The 18,925-nt window shown below is 68.9% G+C and carries 10 protein-coding genes; 6 read left to right on the top strand and 4 right to left on the bottom strand.

Annotated features, from left to right (window positions below; genetic code table 11):
- Positions 1–251: 251 nt before the first annotated feature.
- Positions 252–683, top strand: a complete 432-nt coding sequence (locus tag G333_RS15380) for a DDE-type integrase/transposase/recombinase (RefSeq protein WP_369791819.1) — start codon at positions 252–254, stop codon at positions 681–683.
- A gap of 1,427 nt (positions 684–2,110) precedes the next feature.
- Here G333_RS15380 and G333_RS0109160 read toward each other — a convergent pair.
- Positions 2,111–2,317, bottom strand: coding sequence for a hypothetical protein (locus G333_RS0109160; protein WP_018937789.1), 207 nt, complete (start codon positions 2,315–2,317; stop codon positions 2,111–2,113).
- 54 nt (positions 2,318–2,371) lie between these two features.
- Positions 2,372–2,596 (bottom strand): hypothetical protein, encoded by a 225-nt coding sequence (locus G333_RS0109155; protein WP_018145900.1) that lies wholly within the window; start codon positions 2,594–2,596, stop codon positions 2,372–2,374.
- 208 nt (positions 2,597–2,804) lie between these two features.
- Here G333_RS0109155 and G333_RS0109150 point away from each other — a divergent pair, with 208 nt between their 5' ends.
- Positions 2,805–3,302, top strand: a complete 498-nt coding sequence (locus G333_RS0109150; RefSeq protein ID WP_019568982.1) for a DUF302 domain-containing protein — start codon at positions 2,805–2,807, stop codon at positions 3,300–3,302.
- A 309-nt stretch (positions 3,303–3,611) separates the two neighbouring features.
- Positions 3,612–6,944 carry a bifunctional diguanylate cyclase/phosphodiesterase gene (locus G333_RS0109145; protein ID WP_019628276.1) on the top strand — a complete coding sequence of 1,111 codons (3,333 nt, stop codon included), beginning with the start codon at positions 3,612–3,614 and terminating at the stop codon, positions 6,942–6,944.
- Positions 6,945–7,019: 75 nt separating this feature from the next.
- Here G333_RS0109145 and G333_RS0109140 read toward each other — a convergent pair whose 3' ends face one another.
- Positions 7,020–8,279, bottom strand: a complete 1,260-nt coding sequence (locus G333_RS0109140) for a NupC/NupG family nucleoside CNT transporter (protein WP_018951785.1) — start codon at positions 8,277–8,279, stop codon at positions 7,020–7,022.
- A 240-nt stretch (positions 8,280–8,519) separates the two neighbouring features.
- Between G333_RS0109140 and recC the strand changes: the two genes are divergently transcribed.
- The 3 genes from recC to recD are packed head-to-tail and all read left to right on the top strand — an operon-like array spanning position 8,520 to position 17,817.
- The gene (gene recC, locus G333_RS0109135) at positions 8,520–12,020 is read left to right on the top strand and encodes an exodeoxyribonuclease V subunit gamma (protein ID WP_038038274.1); all 3,501 of its coding nucleotides are present in this window, start codon (positions 8,520–8,522) and stop codon (positions 12,018–12,020) included.
- On the top strand, positions 12,017–15,709 hold the full coding sequence (gene recB / locus G333_RS0109130) for an exodeoxyribonuclease V subunit beta (protein ID WP_019628274.1): 3,693 nt from the start codon (positions 12,017–12,019) through the stop codon (positions 15,707–15,709). Before recC ends, recB begins: the two co-directional genes overlap by 4 nt.
- Entirely contained in the window at positions 15,706–17,817 is a 2,112-nt protein-coding gene (gene recD / locus G333_RS0109125; RefSeq protein ID WP_019628273.1) for an exodeoxyribonuclease V subunit alpha, read from the top strand. The genes recB and recD overlap by 4 nt, the downstream gene beginning before the upstream one ends.
- Positions 17,818–18,255: 438 nt before the next feature.
- Here recD and G333_RS0109120 read toward each other — a convergent pair whose 3' ends face one another.
- Positions 18,256–18,903, bottom strand: a complete 648-nt coding sequence (locus tag G333_RS0109120) for an ERCC4 domain-containing protein (protein WP_018937782.1) — start codon at positions 18,901–18,903, stop codon at positions 18,256–18,258.
- Positions 18,904–18,925: the final 22 nt, after the last annotated feature.

Here is an 18,925-nt window from a genome sequence, read left to right as displayed (position 1 = left end):
AAAAGCCGAGGCGATCAGGGGCCCCAACGGCGAGGACGACTGACCCGTCTCTCAGATCGCCAGCACACCGTGGTGCTGGCCGACGATGCCCAACGCGAAGGGGCCTGGCTGGCCCCAGCCCGCGAGGTACTCGGGGTGAGCGTGCGCACCTACCATCGCTGGAAGGCACCCGGAAGCGTGCGGGCCGACGCCCTGCGGCCGACCCCTCACAACAAGCTCTCGGAACAGGAGCGTACCGACGTCGTGAACCTGTGCAATCAGCCGTCCTATCGCAGCCGCCCGCCGGCGTACATCGTGGCCGACCAGGCCGACCAGGCCGATCAGGGGCGCTATCTGGCTTCGGAGTCGACGTTCTACCGCGTGCTGCGAGACCACGGCCAGCTCCATCATCGTGGGCGCAAGAAGGCCCGGAGAGCACGCGGCTGCCGACGACTCACGCCGCCGATGCGCCGAACCGGCTGTGGAGCTGGGACATCTCGTGGCTCCCCGGTCCAGCCTGCGGGGCCTGGTCGTATCTCTACCTCATCGTCGATGTGTTCAGCCGCAAGATCGTGGGCCACGAGGTCTACGAGGCCGAGACCGGCGCGCTCGCCTCTGAGCTGACCGAGAAGGCCTACTGGAGCGAGCACCTGGCGAGCAAGGACAAGCCGCTGATCCTGCACTCTGACAACGGGGGCCCATGAAGGCCGCGACGTTCCTGCAGAAGCCCTATAACCTCGGGATCACACCGTCCCGCAGCCGCCCCAGGGTGAGCAACGACAACGCCTACTCCGAGTCACTGTTTCGGACCCGACATACCGCCCGGGCTTCCCGGTCAACGGCTTCGCGACCCTTGAAGACGTCCGCGAGTGGGTGCACCGGTTCGTGGCCTGGTACAACCACAACCACGAGCACCGCCACAGCGCACTCCACTACGTGACACCGGCCCAACGACACGCGGGCGAAGCGACCCAAGTCCTCGCCCGCAGACGAGCCACCTATGAGCGCGCCCGCCAGGCGCGCCCCGAACGCTGGGCCGGTAGCGTCCGGGGCTTCGGGCTGCCCGAGCAGGTCCATCTGAACCCTGAACAAGCCGCGAGCGGTTAACCAGCGCCTGCATCCCTTTCAGGTGACATCTACCTTGACAGACACCGACTACCTCCCAGCCAGGTCCCATGCGTCGTCATCCCGGAAACCGCGTCGCGGTTATCCGGCATCTCGTACGTAGGTCGTTGGACTGGCGTTTGGCGTTGTTCCGGCGTGGGAGATCCCGGCTCTTCGCTGCGCTGCGGCCGGGATGACAGGGTGGGGGTAACGCTGCGGCCGGGATGACGGGGTGGGGGCGCTACGGTCGCAGGTAATGGGCGGGCGTTGGGGTAGCTCGAGGAGATCGCCACGTCGCTTTGCTCCTCGCGATTACGGGCTAGGGCTGCCCCGGAGTGACGGGGTGGGGATGCGGTTTCGGGATGACGGGGTTAAGCCTGGTGCCCTGGCGACTGACCGGTGGTTCGGGTGCTGCGGTGGGGAAGTGCGCGTGGAAGAAGTGAGTTGCGTCGTAGGTCAGGGCTGTGACGGGAGTCGAAACTACCGCTCAGGGGTGGAAATCGACCGCTGACGGAGTTTCGGGGTGTGTGAATGGAATAATTTTGTCGCTGTGATAATTTCTGCCGCGGGGACAAGGAAGTCCCCGAAAGAGCCGCCTGGGCATGGACGCCGAGGTGGCTCTTTCTCTTTCTGGGTCTTGTGACGGAGAGGTAGGTGGCTTTCCGATGGGTGGAAGGCGCCGCTGCTGGCTTTTCTCGGGTGATTCGAGGTCTCGGAGTTTAATTGCGTGCGGGGTATTACGGCTGGGGTAATGGGCTGGCGTTTGGGGTAGGTCGAGGAAATCGCCGCGTCGCTTTGCTCCTCGCGATGACGGGATTAGGGATCGTGGTCGCGAGGAAGGATCTGGGGGTGTGCAATGGTCGGCTGTGGCGCGGGCTTCGCGGCCAGGGCCGCTCCCACAAGTGTTGGGTCTTGGACCTTCTGTGGCTCCGGGCCGTGTAGGAGCCGAGCCTCTCGGCGATTAGGGGTTGGTTAGGCCCATATCGCCCAGGGGGCTGGGCTCCTACAGGTTGGGGCGGCGCCTGGTTTAGTGGTCGGCGGGGGGCATGTATTCGTGGCGGATGTGGTCCGGTTGCTCCGGTAGCTGGATGCCGGCGTTTTCCAGGGCTTCGGTTAGCTCCTCGCATTCGTCGAGGTCGTCGGCGCGCTTCTTGAGCGTGGCCAGGGCGTCGGCGGCTTCCGCCTGGGGCATGGTGATGACGAGTTCCCCGTTTTCCGCTTTTTCCAGGTGCATGTGCTGCTCCTTAGTGTCTTGTGGTGAGTCGATGATGCCTTTGCGGCGGCGGGCTCAGTCCTCGATGGAGGGCTGCTTGGGGGCCTGCTCGTCGAAGGCATGCGGCGGCTGGCGGAATTCGTTTTCCAGCTCGTAGATGCCGTCTTGCAGCACGGAGCCCAGTGCCCTTGCGCCGTTGCTGATCTCGCCTTCGAGCTCGGTGATGTTTTCGGCGATGTCCTTCGCGGTCTTCTTGTCGATCTTCAGGGTGACCGTTCCGTCCTTCAGTGTGGCTTCCATGTCGATCTCCTGGTTGCGATGTTGGTGATGTTGGTTGTACCCGTGTAGAACGGGTCTGATTCGTGTTCGGTTGACCTGCATCAAGATAGCCGGGCTCGTTGGGCGCTATCCTGTATAACCGTTGCTGCCTCCAACGTACCGAAGAGGCAGCCTTTCACGAGCATTCCCGCTTCCCGGGAAAGGAGAAACCATGATGCATTCTAAAGTGATGACCATGCGCCACGGCCCGCGGTTCCTCGCACTGGTGGCGATGCTGCTGGCGCTGACGTTTGTCGGTGCGGCGCAGGCCGATAACCATGGCGACCAGCAGCCGGAGATGGTGAAGGTGACGCAGAGCCCGCATTCGTTCCCGGAAACCCTGGCCGCGTTCGAGCGCGAGGCGTCCGAGGCCGGCTGGAGCATCCTGAACCGCAACAACATGGCCGGGACGCTGTCCGAGCGCGGTTTCACCATTGATCCGGTGGTGATCCTGGACGTGTGCAGCGGGCGCTACAGCGCGCAGATCCTGGAAGAGGATGCGTATCGGCCGGTTTCCGCCTTCATGCCCTGCCGGGTAAGCATTTATCAGGACAGCCAGGGCGACGTGTTCATCTCGCGGATGAACGTGCCGGATTTCCTGCCGATGATGCCGGAAGGCGTGGCCGAAGTGATGGAGAAGTCTTCCGACGAGATCGAGGCAATTATCGAGCGGGCCATCGCCGAGTAACGCAATCCGGTACAGTCCAGTATTGCAGACCGGGCGGCAGGCTGGATTGGATCTGATGTTCCCGGTGCAGTGGGGCCCGCTTCGGCGGGTCCCTTGTTGTTGGGGCCGCGGGGATGACAGCCCGCCGGTTCCCCTGGAATGTGCAATGAACGCTTGAATGGAGACGGGGTGCCCCCCGATGCAGATGCCGTTGGCATTGACGAGAAACGACGCGACTAGCAGTGATTCGGCCCGATGGGGCGCCGCGCCAGCCGGAAACGGGGCGCGGCGCTTTTTTGCGTCCGCGTCGAGCGCGTGCGGGCACCGCCGATGACGACTCGGCGTCAGGTGTCGCGGCGCTTCGCGGCCGGGTGGATTGCGGGCGCCTATGTCGTGCTGGGGCTGTTGTGGATTGCCCTGTCCGATGTGGCGCTGGCCTGGTGGGCGGGGGCGGACATCACGACCGCCCTGACACGGGTGAACCTGGGCAAGGGCTTTGGGTTCGTGCTGGTCTCCGGGGCGCTGCTTTATCTCGCGATGCGCTGGTTGCCGGCCTGGCGCGACGAGGCGCCGGGTACGGGTGCGGGCGAGGAGCTGGCGCGTTTCGGCTCCTGGCCCTGGCTGGTGCTGGCCGTGGCGGTGATCGCCTCCACCGCAGGCGTAGGGCTGGGCGCGTGGCACTTGCAGGGGGCCGCCGCCGAGTCGCAGGCGCGTGAGGACCTGCAACGCGCGGCTTTTTTAAAGGGCGGCGTGATCGACCAATGGCTGGCGGAACGTACCGGCGACGCGATGGTTCTGGGCGAGGCGCGGGGCTTCAACCTGTTCGCGGTAACGGCCCTCGAGCGGCGCTCGACGCTGGCGCTGGAGCAGGTGCTCGATCGCCTGGAACTGATGCGCACGGCTTATGATTACGACAGCGTGGCCCTGCTGGACGCGGATCGTCAGCCGGTGATCGAACTGGGCCGCAGTGCCCTCGACGAGGCCGCGATGGACGCGGTGCTGCGCGAGGTGCGGCGCAGTGGCGAGACCAGTGAGCCGATCCTGCACGCGGACCCGGACCGGCGCCCACGGATCAGCTGGGCAGTGCCGGTCCGTGACCGGGCGGCGCCGCAGGATCCGGTGGTGGGACTGGTGCTGCTGTCATCGACGCTCGAGAACCTGCATCCGTTGCTGACCCTGACCGAGAATCGCAACGGCATGGATGCCCAGGCGCATATCGTGGTGCGCGAGGGCGACCAGCGCGCCATGATTGCCCGGATCACCGAGTCCGGAGGCCTGATTATCCCGGCGCCTGCGGCCTTCCCGCGGCTGCGCGAACGGGTCCTGGATCATCCCCGTGCCGAGGTTGTGATCGAGCGCTTTGAAGATGGGGACAACCCGTTCCTTGCCGGTGTACAGGGGCTGGCACCCGCTGGCTGGGACCTGGTGCTGAAGCGCGATCTCGACGCGCTTCAGGCGCTGCCACGGCAGCAGGGGGCGTGGGCGGCCGGAGCCACGCTGTTCGTCTGGCTGGTCGTGCTCGGGGCGGGGGCGTTGCTGTGGCGTCAGCAGTGGTTGCGGCGCAACCTGGCTCTGGTGCGGGCTCACGCCGATCAAGATCGGCTGCTCGGGATCTTTTTCGATATGCCGTTTGTCGGCATGGCGATTTCCGGGCCGCGGGGTCAGGGCTGGGAGCGCGTGAATGCGTGCCTGGCCGACATGCTGGGTTATGCGCCGGACGAGTTGGCGGCGATGGACTGGGACCGCCTGGCCATACCCGAGGATCGTGGTTGCGAGGCGGTGCTGGACGCCGAGATGCGCCGCGGCGACCGTTCGGGCTATAGCGTGGTGAAGCGCCTGCTGCGCCGTGACGGGCGGGTGATGGTCGCGGATATCGACGTGAAGTGCAGCCGGACGCCGCAGGGCGAGCTGGACCGGGTGGTGGCGACGGTCGAGGACATCACCGAACAGCGCGAACAGGAAGAGCGGCAGCGCCTGGCCTCAGTGGTGTTCGAAAACACCCGAGAAGGGGTGGTGATTACCGATGCCACCGCCCACATCCTGTCGGTGAACCGGGCCTTTACCCAGTTGATGGGATACACCCAGGACGAGGTGGTGGGGCGCACGCCGAAGATGTTCCAGTCCGGGCGCCACGATCAGGCGTTCTACACCAACCTGTATCGCGAGCTGCAGGTGAACGGTCACTGGCAGGGCGAGATCTGGAATCGGCGCAAGAACGGCGAGATCTTCCCGGAGTTGCAGAGCATTACCGCGGTGCGCGACGAGCAGGGCCACCTTACACATTACGTATCGGTGTTCGCGGATATCTCGCGGATCAAGGCGTCGGAGGCGGAGCTCGACTTTCTCGCGCATCACGATCCGCTGACCGAGCTGCCGAATCGCCGCTTGCTGCGTGCACGCCTGACGCACGGCATCTCGTTGATGCGTCGCCGCCAGGGGCATCTGGCCCTGCTGTTCGTGGATATCGACCGCTTCAAGGACATCAACGACAGCCAGGGCCACGCCGCGGGCGACCGCTTGCTGAAGATCGTCGGTGAGCGCCTGCAGGTGGGGCGGCGCGGGACCGATACCGTTGCCCGCCTGGCGAGCGACGAGTTCGCGGTGCTGGTGGAGAACCTGGGGCATGTGGACGACGCCGCGCTGGTGGCGGAGAACATCATCCGCGAGGTGGGCTACCCCTGCGATCTCGGCAACGGCGTGGAGATGGAGATTGCCGCGACGGTTGGCATCGCGGTCTTCCCCGACCATGGGGTGGATGCCGACACCCTGTTGCAGCAGGCGAGTACCGCGCTGTCGCAGGCCAAGATGGACGGGCGCGGGAGCTATCGGTATTACTCCGACGAGTTCACCCGTGCGGCACGCGAGCGCATTGACCTGTCGGCGCGCCTGCGCCGCGCCATCGAGGCGGATGCGCTGGAGGTCCACTACCAGCCGCAATACAACGTCGAGGACGGGCGTCTGCTGGGGGCGGAGGCGCTGTTGCGCTGGACCGATCCCGAGCTGGGTCCGATCTCCCCGGGGCGCTTTATCCCGCTGGCCGAGCAGACCGGCCTGATCGTGGAGCTGGGGGGCTGGGTGCTGCGGCGGGTGATCGAGCAGGGCCATCGCTGGCGCGCGGCGGGCTATCCGCCGATCCGCCTGGCGGTGAACGTTTCGGCGCTGCAGTTCCAGCGGGTGCCGATCGACCAGCAGGTGGGCCAGCTGCTGGAGGACTTCGAGTTCCCGGCGGATCAGCTGGAGCTGGAGATCACCGAGTCCGCGCTGATGGCGGACCCGAGCCGCGCCCGGCGCATCCTGCAGCGTCTGCGCGAGCGCGGGGTGCACTTTGCGATCGACGACTTCGGGACCGGGTACTCTTCCATGGCACAGCTCAAGCGTTTCCCGGTGGACACGCTCAAGATCGACAAGAGCTTCGTCGACGGCCTGGCCGCGGACGATGCGGCCGGCAGCGCGGACGATCGCTCCATTGCCCGCTCCATCGTTGGCCTGGGCCATGGCCTTGGGCTGACCGTGCTGGCGGAAGGCGTGGAGACCGCAGCCCAGCTCGCGGTTCTGCTCGAGCTGGGCTGCGACCACTATCAGGGGTTCTACGCCAGCCGCCCGGTGCCGGCGCTCGAGTTCGAGGCCTTGCTGACCAGCGCTCCGGGCACGCCTTCACCCTAGGCGGTTCACCGCGGCATCCGGAGGATGTTGCAGCGGCCCGTCTGGCGAGCCCGTTGCGGGCCTCGCGTCGGGCTACTAGACCCCGGGCAGGTGCAGGATGCCGACCACGGCGCCGGTCATCAGCGTGGCCAGGGTGCCGGCCACGATGGCGCGGATGCCGAGGGCAACGATTTCGCTACGCCGTTCTGGGACCAGGGCGCCCAGCCCGCCGATCAGGATGCCGAGACTGCCGAGGTTGGCGAACCCGCTGAGGGCGTAGATCAGGATCAGCTCGCTGCGCGCGGATAGGGCGTCGCGCGGCAGTTCGGCCAGATGCAGGAAGGCCACCATCTCGTTGAGGATGGTCTTAACCCCGAGCAGGGAGCCGGCGGTGACCGCCTCGTTCCAGGGGATGCCCATCAGCCAGGCCAGCGGCGCGAAGACCCACCCCAGCATGCGCTCCAGGCTGAGCGTCGCCCCGGCCACCTCCGGCAACGCACCGAGCATGACGTTGACCAGCGCGACCAGCGCAATAACCACGATCAGCAGCGCGACGATCTGCAGCAGCAGTTCCAGCCCGCGCAGGGTGCCGCGGGTGATGGCATCCATCGAACTGCTGGCGGGCTCGGGTTCGGGCAGCAACTCGCCCGCGGTCGAGGGTGCGGTGGGCGGGATCATCACCGTGGCAACCAGCAGGGCGGCCGGCAGGCTGATCAGGGAGGCGACGATCAGATGGCCCAGGGCATCGTCCAGCGCCGTGTTGATGATGGTGGCGTAGAGCACGAGCATGGTGCCGGCCAGGGTGGCCATGCCGACGGCCATCAGCGCGAACAGCTCGCTGCGGGTCATCTCCCGCAGATAGGGGCGGATCACCAACGGGGATTCGACCATGCCGAGGAACACGTTGGACGCGGTGCCCACTCCCAGGGCGCCGCCGATCCCGAAGGCGCGCTGCAGTACCCTGGATGCGCCGCGGATCAGCAGCGGCAGGATGCGCCAGTGAAACAGCAGCGCCGAGAGTGCGCTCAGGACCAGGATCAGCGGCAGGGCCTGAAAGGCGAGTACGAAGGTGCTGCCATGGCCTTCGGTTGCAAATGGGGGTTCGTCCCCGCCGATGTAGCCGAAGACGAAGGTGGTCCCGGCCCGCGTTGCGTCGGTCAGGGCGATCACCGCCTCGTTGGCCCACAGGAACAGGTGCTGCATGCCCGGCACGTTCAGCAGCAGCGCGGCAATCCCGAATTGCAGGGCCAGTCCGGCCAGTACCGGCCGCCAGGGGAATGACCGCCGGTGCTCGCTCAAAAGCCACGCGATCGCAATGAAGACCAGAAGGCCCAGGCCGGCTTGCAACTCGGTCACGAACAGTCTCCGACAAAAATGGCGGGCACAGCATACCCGGGGGCTGGGTTCGATGCGCGCGGCGGGTCAGCGGCGGACCGGATGGGCCCTGCCGGGTTGCGTGTCGGGCGCGACGTGGATCGTCGCCTGGGGATGGTAGGGTAGGCGCATCTGGACCACGCGGGCCTTGACGCCTTGCGCGGTATTTCCTGAACGGATCAAGGAGCCGGGTTGGTGGAGTCGCGCGAGTTGCAGCCAGGGATGGTGGTGCTGCATGGCAATCACCTGGAGTCGCTGCGCACGCTGGCGGTGGAGTGGATGCGCCGTGCGCCGCTCGGTCCGCTGGAGAACGAGACCATCCTGGTGCAGAGCAACGGCATGGCGCAGTGGCTGCGGCATGCCCTGGCCGCGCCGCCGGATGCCGACCCGCCGGGCTGCGGGATCGCGGCGGCGCTGGACATGCAGCTGCCGTCCCGCTTCGTGTGGTCCGCCTATCGTGCGGTCCTGGGGGCCGAGGCCGTTCCGCTGGAGTCCCCCTACGCCAAGCGTCCGCTGACCTGGCGGCTGATGCGCCTGCTGCCGGAGTGCCTGGCGCAGGAGGCCTTTGCACCGCTGCGTCAGTTCCTGCAGGACGACGATCCGGGGCAGGGGGGCGACCTGCGCAAGCGTTTCCAGCTGGCCGAACGCCTGGCGGACCTGTTCGATCAGTACCAGGTGTACCGCGCCGACTGGCTGACCGACTGGGCGGCCGGACGCGACATCCTGCGCGACGCCCGCGGGCAGGAGCGCGAGCTGGCCCCAGGGCAGCGCTGGCAGGCCGAGCTGTGGCGCCTGCTGCAGGCGGATATCGGCGTCGCGCAGGAGGGCGTGAGTCGCTCGGCCGTGCATGCCCGCTACATGGATGCGGTGCGCGCGCTGGAGCAGCACCCGGCGCGCCTGCCCCGGCGGATCATCGTGTTCGGCATCTCTTCGCTTCCGGGGCAGATCCTGGAGGCGCTGGAGGGCCTGGCGCGCTTCTGCCAGGTGCTGGTCTGCGTGCACAACCCCTGCGAGCACTACTGGGCCGACATCGTCGCCGACAAGGACCTGCTGCGCGCCACGCGCCGGCGCCAGGCGCGCAAGGCGGGCATGCCCGAGGCCCTCGACGAGGCGGAGCTGCACAACCACGCCCACCCGCTGCTGGCGGCCTGGGGCAAGCAGGGACGCGACTACATCGGGCTGCTCGACGAACACGACGACCCCGAACACTACGGCCGGGTGTTGCGCACGCTGGACTGGGAGCGCGTGGACGTCTTCGAGCCGCACGGCACGCGTGGGCCGGAGGACTGCCTGCTGCACCAGCTGCAGGAGGACATCCGCGAGCTGCGCCCACTCGCCGAGACCCGGGAGACCTGGCCCGCGGTCCCGGCGGAGGACCGTTCCGTCCAGTTCCACGTGGCGCACAGCCCGCTGCGCGAGGTGGAGCTGCTGCACGACCGCCTGCTGGATCACTTCGAGCGCGATTCGTCGCTGCGCCCGCGCGATGTGATCGTAATGGTTCCGGACATCGATCAGTACGCCCCGCACATCGAGGCGGTGTTCGGCCAGCCGGAGACCGATGATCCCCGGGTTATCCCGTACACGCTGTCGGACCAGGGTCCGCGCGGCCGCGATCCGGTCCTGATCGCGCTGGAGCAGTTGTTGTCACTGCCGGAGAGCCGGATGGGCGTCAGCGAGCTGCTGGACCTGCTGGACGTGCCGGCGGTGCGCCGGCGCTTCGGGATCGCGGAAGAGGACCTGGGCCAGCTGCACCGCTGGGCCGAGGGGGCGGGCGTGCGCTGGGGGCTGGATGCCGCTCAGCGCGCCGGGTTAGGCCTGCCCGAGGGGCTGGAGCAGAACACCTGGCGCTTCGGCCTGCGGCGGATGCTGCTGGGCTATGCGCTGGGCGACCAGGGTCCGTGGCAGGGCCTGGAGTCCTACGACGAGATCGGCGGGCTGAGTGCCGCGCTGCTGGGGCCGATGGACGCCCTGATCACCGCCCTGGAGGATGCCTGGGCGTGGCTGCGCCAGGCGCATGCGCCGGCAGACTGGGCCGTGCATCTGGGCGGGCTGCTGGAGCAGTTCTTCGCGGCCGAGACCGATGCCGAGCTGTTCACCCTGGAGCAGCTGGGCGAGGCCCTGGATCAATGGCGCGACGACTGCGCGGCGGCCGGACTGGAAGAGGCGCTGCCGCTGGCGGTGGTGCGCGAGCAGTGGCTGGCGAGCCAGGACGATTCCGGGGTGGGCCAGCGTTTCCTGGCCGGGCAGGTGAACTTCTGCACCCTGATGCCGATGCGGGCGATCCCGTTTCAGGTGGTCTGTCTGCTGGGGATGAACGACGGCGACTATCCGCGCAGCCCGACCCCGGTGGACTTCGACCTGATGGCGAACGACTACCGCCCGGGCGATCGCTCGCGGCGCGAGGACGATCGCTACCTGTTCCTGGAGGCGCTGCTCTCCGCTCGGCGCCAGCTGCATGTGAGCTGGGTAGGGCGGCATGTGCGTGACAACGAGCCGCGCCCGCCGTCGGTGCTGGTGGGCCAGCTGCGTGATCACCTGGCGGCGGGCTGGGGGCTGGCCGGGTCCGACGGGCCGGAGTCCGGCCCGGCCCTGGTGGACCACCTGACCACCTGGCACCCGCTGCAGCCGTTCTCCCCGGTGAATTTCCCGGCAACAGACGCCGCCGACGCTCGGCACTTTACCTACGCGCGGGAGTGGGAGGCGGTGCACGACCCGGCGCCGGGCGCTGCGGCAGATGCCGCTGGTGGCGCCCCCGCGGCGGTGCCGTTGCTGGAGGTCGAACGCGAGCCGCGCGCCCTGGGGCCGGAGGCACTGACGCGCTTTCTGCGCTTCCCGGTGGAGGCGTTCTTCCGCCATCGTCTGGGGGTGTTCTTCGACGAGGAGGAAGAGGCCGGCGACGACCTGGAACCCTTTGGCCTGGCCGGGCTGGAGCAGTGGCAGGTGCGTCAGCAACTGGTCGCAGCGGCACTCGAGACCACCGACGACGCGGAGGCCTGGCCGAGAATCCTGGAGGCGGAGTCGGCCCGGCTGCAGCGCGCGGGCCGGCTGCCGCTGGGTGCGGCAGGCGAGCTGGAGCGCGGCGCGATGGTGGAGGAGGCCGCGCGGCTACTGGAGCGGATCGGCGAGCGCTATGCGCTGTACCCCGAGTCGTTGCCGGCCGCGCGCCCCCTGCGTCTGGAACACGAGCACTGGGGCCTGGAGGCAGTGCCACCCGCCCTGCGCAGCGATGGGCAGGCGCGGGTATGCCTCGACTACACCGCGAGCCGCATTGGTGATGGCAAGAAGTGGCGCTTCGACAAGCTGATGGCACCCTGGGTGGTGCATCTGCTGGCGAACGCCGGGACGGGTGGTGTGGGCTCCGAACTGGTTGGACTGGACAAGCGCCTGGAGCTCCCGGGGCTGGAACCGGGGCTGGCCGAGGAGTTGCTGGGCACGCTGCTTGAGGCCTGGGCGGCCGGCCAGGAGCGGCCGCTGCCGCTGGCCTGCGCCGCCGCCTTTGCCTGGCTCGCGGCGGAGGAGGGATCGAAGGATCCGTATGACGAGGCGCTGAAGACCCTGGCCGGGAATGACTTCGCCGCCGGCGAATGGTCGCGCAGCCCGGCGCTGGCGCGTGCCTGGCCCGACCCCGAGACCCTGCTGGACGACCCGGACTTTGCCTTCTGGCGCGACCGGATCTACCGGCCGGTGTTTTTCGTGGTGAATCAGGCGGAGGACCCTGCATGAGCGCGACCGCCCACAAGCTGGATCTGCTGGGGCTGCCCCTGCACGGCAGCCGCCTGATCGAGGCGAGTGCCGGCACCGGCAAGACCTACACCATCGCCGCGCTGTACCTGCGCCTGGTGCTGGGGCATGGCGAGTTGCCGGAGGGCACTGATGCCCTGACGCCGCCGCAGATCCTGGTGATGACCTTTACCGACGCGGCGACCCAGGAACTGCGCGAGCGTATCCGCGACGCGCTGGCGATTGCCGCGCGCGTGTTCCGCGCGGAGGACCCGGATGCGGTGCCGGGTGTGCAGGACATCCACAAGCAGTTGCGCGCCGAATATGCCGAGGCGGAGCGTCCGGGCGCCGCGCGCCGGCTGGAGCTGGCGGCGGAGTGGATGGACGAGGCCGCGGTCTCCACCATTCATGGCTGGTGCTACCGCATGCTGCGCGAGCATGCCTTCGACAGCGGGAGCCTGTTCACCCAGGACCTGGCGAGCGACCAGCAGGAGTTGCTGGCGGACGCGGCGCGCGACTACTGGCGCCGCTTTGTCTACCCGCAGCCGGCGGCGCCACTCGCGCTGCTGCGCAACGGCTTCGGTGCTGATCCCGACACGTTGCTGCAGAAGATCCGGCCGCTGGTCGGGCATCTCCCGGCCCACACGGCGGATGTGGAGCTGGAGACGCCGGAAGGCTTGGCAGCTGCATTGGGCGATCGGCTGGCGCGGCTGGAGGCCATGAAGCGGCCCTGGCGCGAGGACTTTGCGGCGGTGGCCGCGCAGTTCGAGACGCTGCGCAACTCGGTGCTGAACAAGCAGAAGTACAGCAACCCGGAGAAGTTGCTGGGGGCCATGCGCGACTGGGCGACGGACCCCGGCGCACTGCGACCAGGCGGGGTCTCCGGCGACTCGCCCCTGGAGCGTTTCAGTGCGGCCGGAATGCAGACGCGGCTGAAGGCGGGGCAGGCGCTGCCGGACGATCTGCATCCGGCCTTCGCGGCGCTGGACGATCATGCCGAGGTCTGTGTGGACGACCGCGAGCGCCTGTTGCAGGCGGCCGCGCGGCAGGTGGACGCGCGGTTTCGCCAAGCACAGCGTCAACGCGCGCAGATGGGTTTCAACGACCTGCTGACCCGGCTGCGTGACGCCCTGGACGGACCCGGTGGCGAACACCTGGCAGCGACCCTGCGCGCCCAGTTCCCGGTGGCGCTGGTCGACGAGTTCCAGGATACCGATCCGGTGCAGTATCGGATCTTCCACCGCGTCTACCGCATCGACGAGAACCCGCGCGATCTGGGCGTGCTGCTGATCGGCGACCCCAAGCAGTCGATCTATCGCTTTCGCGGGGCGGATATCCATACCTATCTCGCCGCGCGCGCGGCCACCGCCGGGCGGCATTACACGCTGGAGCGAAACTTCCGCTCGACCGATGCCCTGGTGCAGGGCGTGAACCGGCTGTTCCAGCATGCCGAGGGCTGGCAGGACGGGGCCTTCCTGTTCCGCTCGGGAACGGAGAACCCCTTGCCGTTTCTGCCGGTGGACGCGAACGGGCGTGCGGAGGCCTTCGAGAACGATGGACAGGCGATGCCGGCCGTCACGCTGTGGTGCTTTGATCCGGGCGAGCCGGTGCCCAAGGGCGCCTATCGCGAGCGCATGGCGCAGGCCTGCGCCAGCTACATGGTGGAACTGCTCAACGGCGGGATGGCCGGTCGCTGTGGCTTCCGCAAAGGTGAGGAATTGACCGGGGTACGGCCACGCGACATGGCGGTGCTGGTGCGCGGGCGTGGCGAGGCGGATGCGATCCGTGCCGAGCTGCGCCGGCGGGGTGTGCGCAGTGTGTACCTGTCCGATCGCGAGTCGGTGTATGCGACCGCCGAGGCGGGAGACCTGCTGCGCTGGTTGCGCGCCTGCGCCGAGCCGACCAGTGAACGGCTGCTGCGCGCGGCGCTGGCGACCGCGACCCTGGGGCAGTCGCTGGCCGAACTGCATCGGCTGACGCTGGACGAGCTGGCGTGGGAGGTCCGCGTCGAGCAGTTCCGCGACTATCGGCGGTTGTGGCAGTCGCGCGGGGTGTTGCCGATGCTGCGCCGCCTGCTGCACGACTTCGAGGTCCCGCGCCGGCTGCGTGCCACGGCCGAGGGCGAGCGTGCCCTGACCAATCTGCTGCATCTAAGCGAGCTGCTGCAGCAGGCGGCCGCCGAGCTGGACGGCGAGCAGGCGCTGATCCGGCACCTGACGGAACATCGCGGCGGCGAAGGCGAGACCGGGGAGGAGCAGGTCCTGCGCTTGGAGAGCGATGAGGACCTGGTCAAGGTGGTTACGCTGCACAAGTCCAAGGGGCTGGAGTATCCGCTGGTGTTCCTGCCGTTCGTCTGCAATTTCCGTCAGACGGATACGGCCAAGGACGTGCCCTACCGCGACCATCCGCCGCAGGGTGGGGCGCGCTGGGTATTCCGCATGGACGGCGAGGTGTTCGAGCGCGCCGAGCGCGAGCGCCTGGCCGAGGACCTGCGCCTGTTGTATGTCGGCATGACCCGGGCGCGGCATGCCTGCTGGCTGGGGATTGCGCCGATCGTCTCCGGAAAAAGCAAGACCAATCACTTCGACCGCACCGCGGCCGGATACCTGCTGGCCGGACCCGCGGGGGTGCAGGACGGCGGGTTGGAGGGCGCGCTGCGGGATGCAGCCGGCGACGCATCGACGATTCATGTGGGCCCCCTGCCGGAGGCGAGTGCGGTGGCCGCGCAGATGGGCAGTGTCACGACCGCGACGGGGTCGGCCCGGGTGCCGCCGACGCGCCGCTTCGAGCGCTGGTGGGTGGCCAGCTACAGTGCGATTGCCGCGCATGACGAGGGAGTCGCGCCGGTGGCCCCCGACTCGGCGCGCGAGGACGTGCTGCGCGAGGGGGTGGCGGATGCGAGTCGGCCGCCGCTGGAGGCGCCGGAGCCCGAGTCGCGCGCGGCCAGTGGGCTGCATGCCTTCCCGCGCGGGCCCGGGCCCGGCACCTTCCTCCACGGGCTGCTGGAGTGGGCGGCGGAGCAGGGCCTCGCTGCGCAGGTGGCAGATCCCGAACGGATGGCGCTGGAGATCGCGACACGCTGCGAGCGGCGGGGCTGGGGCGAGTGGGCAGAGACGGTCGCGGACTGGATGCAGCAGTTGCTTGCGGTCGCCTTCCCGCTGGAGGACGGCGAACATTTCAGTCTGGGCGGCCTGACCACCTATCAGCCGGAGCTGGAGTTCCTGTATCCGACGCGCAACCTGCAGGCGGGCGAGCTGGATCAGGGGGTGCGCGCGCAGATCCTGGCCGGACAGCCGCGCCCGCCGCTGGGGAACGTGACCCTGAACGGGATGCTGAAGGGATTCGTCGATCTGGTCTTCGAGCGCGGCGGGCGCTATTACGTGGCGGACTACAAGTCCAACTGGCTGGGGACTTCGGCGCAGGCCTACACCCCGGAACGCCTGCAGGCGGCGGTGCTGGAACACCGCTACGACCTGCAGCTGGTGCTCTATACCCTGGCGCTGCATCGCCAGCTGGCCGCACGCCTGCCGGGCTACGACTATGACCAGCACATGGGTGGCGGGGTGTACCTGTTCCTGCGTGGCGTGGATGCGCCGGGGCACGGGGTGTTCCATCACTGTCCGCCGCGTGCACTGATTGAATGGCTGGATCATCGCATGGCGGCCGGTCCGGACCGGGAGGCGACGGCATGAGCACGGTGATGCCCACGGGACCCCTGGCGTCGGCGGAGGCCGTGCTCGAGCTGCTGCGCGAGTGGGAGGAGGCGGGCTGGCTGCGCGGCGTGGACCGGGCGCTGGTGCGCTTCCTGCACGAGCAGGCCCCGGCGTCGTCGCCGTTGGCCCTGCTGCTGGCGGCGCTGGCCAGCCATCAGGTCGGGCGCGGCCATGTGTGCCTGGAACTGGAGCCGTTGCTGCAAGCGCCCGATGCCACGCTGGCCTTGCCGCCGGAGGGTGAGCCGGGATCAAAGCCGCCGCCGCGACCCTCGTCGGTACTGCAGGGCGTATCCGCCGCGCAGGTGGCGGAGGCCCTGCAGGACAGTGGCCTGGCCGGCGCGGGCGCGGCGGGTGGAACGCCGCTGGTGTACACCGGGGGGCAGGTCTATCTGCGCCGCTACTGGGAGAGCGAGCGCCGCATCGGCCAGGCCATCCGCGCGCGCCTGGCGGACCGCGAGGCCTGGCAAGGTGCGCTGGACGAGCAGGCGGCGCGGGACTGGCTGGACCATCTGTTCGGACCGCCGGCGGAGGCTGCCACAGACCCGGACTGGCAACGCCTGGCCTGTGCCTTGGCGGCCGGTTCCGGCTTCAGCGTGATTACCGGCGGGCCGGGAACCGGAAAGACCACCACCGTGCTGCGACTGCTCGCGTTGTTGCAGGGGTTGCAGGGTCCGGACGACCCGCTGCGCATCCGCCTGGCGGCGCCGACCGGCAAGGCGGCGGCGCGCCTGAACGCCTCGGTCAGCGGGGCGCTGGATCGCCTGGGGCTGGATCAGTTGCCCGATGGCGACGCGCTGCGCCGGAACCTGCCCGCGGAGGTGGTGACGGTGCACCGTCTGCTCGGGGCGCGCCCGGATACCCGGCACTTCCGCCACGGGGCGCGCAACCCGCTGGCAGTGGATGTGCTGGTGGTGGACGAGGCCTCGATGATCGACCTGGAGCTGATGGCGAGCCTGGTCGAGGCCGTGCCCCGCACCGCGCGCCTGATCCTGCTGGGGGATCGCGATCAGCTCGCCTCGGTGGAGGCCGGCGCGGTGCTGGGCGAGCTGTGCCATCGCGCCGGGGGCGGGCACTACACGCCGTCGACCGCGCACTGGCTGGAGGCCGTGACCGGGATGGCCGTGCCGGCGGCCATGCAGGATGCGGCCGGTCAGGCGCTGGACCAGCACATCGTGATGCTGCGCGAGAGTCATCGCTTCGGCGCGGACAGCGGGATCGGGCGGCTGGCCGCGGCGGTGAACACGGGCGAGGCGCTGAAAGGGCCGGACGGGGACGATGCCGTCCGGCAAAAGGTACTCGCGGGGCCCGAGGACCCGGCACTGGTGACGCTCGCGGTGGACGGGCGCGCGGACACGCCGGAGGGCGAGGCGGTGGGTTATGCGGGCTATCTCGAGGGCCTGCGGGCGGCGCGGCCGGCCCCGGCGGCCCCGCGCGCGGCCTGGGGGGACTGGGCGCGCGACGTGCTGGCGGCCCACGGGCGGTTCCAGCTCCTGTGCGCGGTGCGCCGCGGCCCGTGGGGGCTGGAGACACTGAACCGGCGCGTCGCCGCGGCCTTGCAGGCGCGCGGACTGCTCGCGGGGGATGCGGGACGGATGGACGGGCCCGGGGCCGGCGGACAATGGGTCGAGGGGCGCCCGGTGATCGTCACGCGCAATGACTACGCGCTGGGGCTGATCAACGGCGATATCGGGATCGCCCTCGCCGTTCCGGCCTGGCTGGCGCGGGGCGAGCCGGAGGCGGACTCGGATGCCACCAATGGCGAAGACTCGGTGCTGCGGGTGGCGTTCCTCGCCGCCGGGGACGGCGGGCGTGTGCGCTGGGTGCTGCCCAACCGCCTGGAGGCCATCGAGACCGCGTTTGCCCTGACGGTGCACAAGGCCCAGGGGTCGGAGTTCGAGCACGTCGCCCTGGTGCTGCCGGACGCGGACAGCCCGATCCTGACCCGCGAGTTGGCGTACACCGCGATCACCCGCGCCAGCCGCTGGTTCAGCCTGCTGGAGCCACGCTCGGGCACGCTGGTCGCGGCCAGCCAGCGCCAGATCCGCCGTAGCGGCGGCCTTCGGCGGTGGCTGGGGGACGCGTCGTAGAGCGTCGAAGGGTGCGTTGAGCATCGCGAAACGCACCGTTCACGGGACAACACGCGCCCTCTTGATGCGATTCGCTGCGCTCATCGGCATCCTACGTCCGTTGCCCGTGTCCGGGGTTGGCAGCATCACCTCGCCAATCGTCCGCTGTCCAGGTCCGGCTTTGGCGGGGGCTTCGCGGGCGAGCCCGTTCTTACAGGGGTTTGGTTCCTGCGATGTCCAGCTTTGCCCCAGGATCGTCATCCCGGAAACCGCGTAGCGGTTATCCGGGATCTCCTGCGGTGGGGCCTCTACACCCGTCGGAGATCCCGGCTCTTCGCTGCGCTGCGGCCGGGATGACGGGGTGGCCGGGCCGCATTGCAGGGCTCCTGATGTTGGAGGGGGCTTCGCCTGCAAGCAGGCTCCCACAGAGGGTCGTGCGGCTGGCCGCTCGGGGGGTGTTCAGGTGGTGCGGCTGCCGTAGGTGACGACGGATTCGATGCGTTGGGCGCGTTCTTCGTCGAGGCCGTCGGTCTGGGCGAGGGTGGCGGCGTCGGCGTTGATGATGTCGCGCACGCTGCCGATGTCGCGCAGGAGGTCGCGGGCCTGGTCGGCTTCGACGCCGGGCAGGCCGCTGACGATGAACTCGGCGGCCTTGCGCCGGGTGTCGGGCTTGGTCGGGCGGTCAGACGGGTCCGGCTCGATCTGTGCGTTCAGCCCCAGCAGGTAGATCAGCATGCCGCTGTTGTCGGCGTCGGAGCTGGGCAGGACGCTGATGCCGAGGGCGATCGTCAGGTGGGCCAGGGCGCGGTGGATGTCCAGCGCCTGCTGGTGAAAACGGGGCTCGTAGAGGTCCCCCTCCACGATGTAGACGACCTGCTGGTAGTTGGCCTTCAGCTTGGCGGCGTTTTCCCACAGACTCTTGTCGACGACACTGAGAACCATATCGGTGGCGGACTTGCGTTCGACCACGACGCCGTTGGGTAGCAGGTAGTCGCCGACGTCGAGGTCGGTGAATTCCAGCTCCACTCCCTCCAGGCGTTCGATGCGCTGAATGATCTTGCCCTGCTCGCGGCGGTCTGCGCGGATCGGCAGGTGAACGTTTTCCATGGGGGGCTCCGGTTGGTTGGCA

This window comes from Thioalkalivibrio sp. AKL10 (assembly GCF_000381845.1).
Lineage (GTDB): Bacteria > Pseudomonadota > Gammaproteobacteria > Ectothiorhodospirales > Ectothiorhodospiraceae > Thioalkalivibrio > Thioalkalivibrio versutus.
This window is presented reverse-complemented; position numbering and strand designations above follow the sequence as displayed.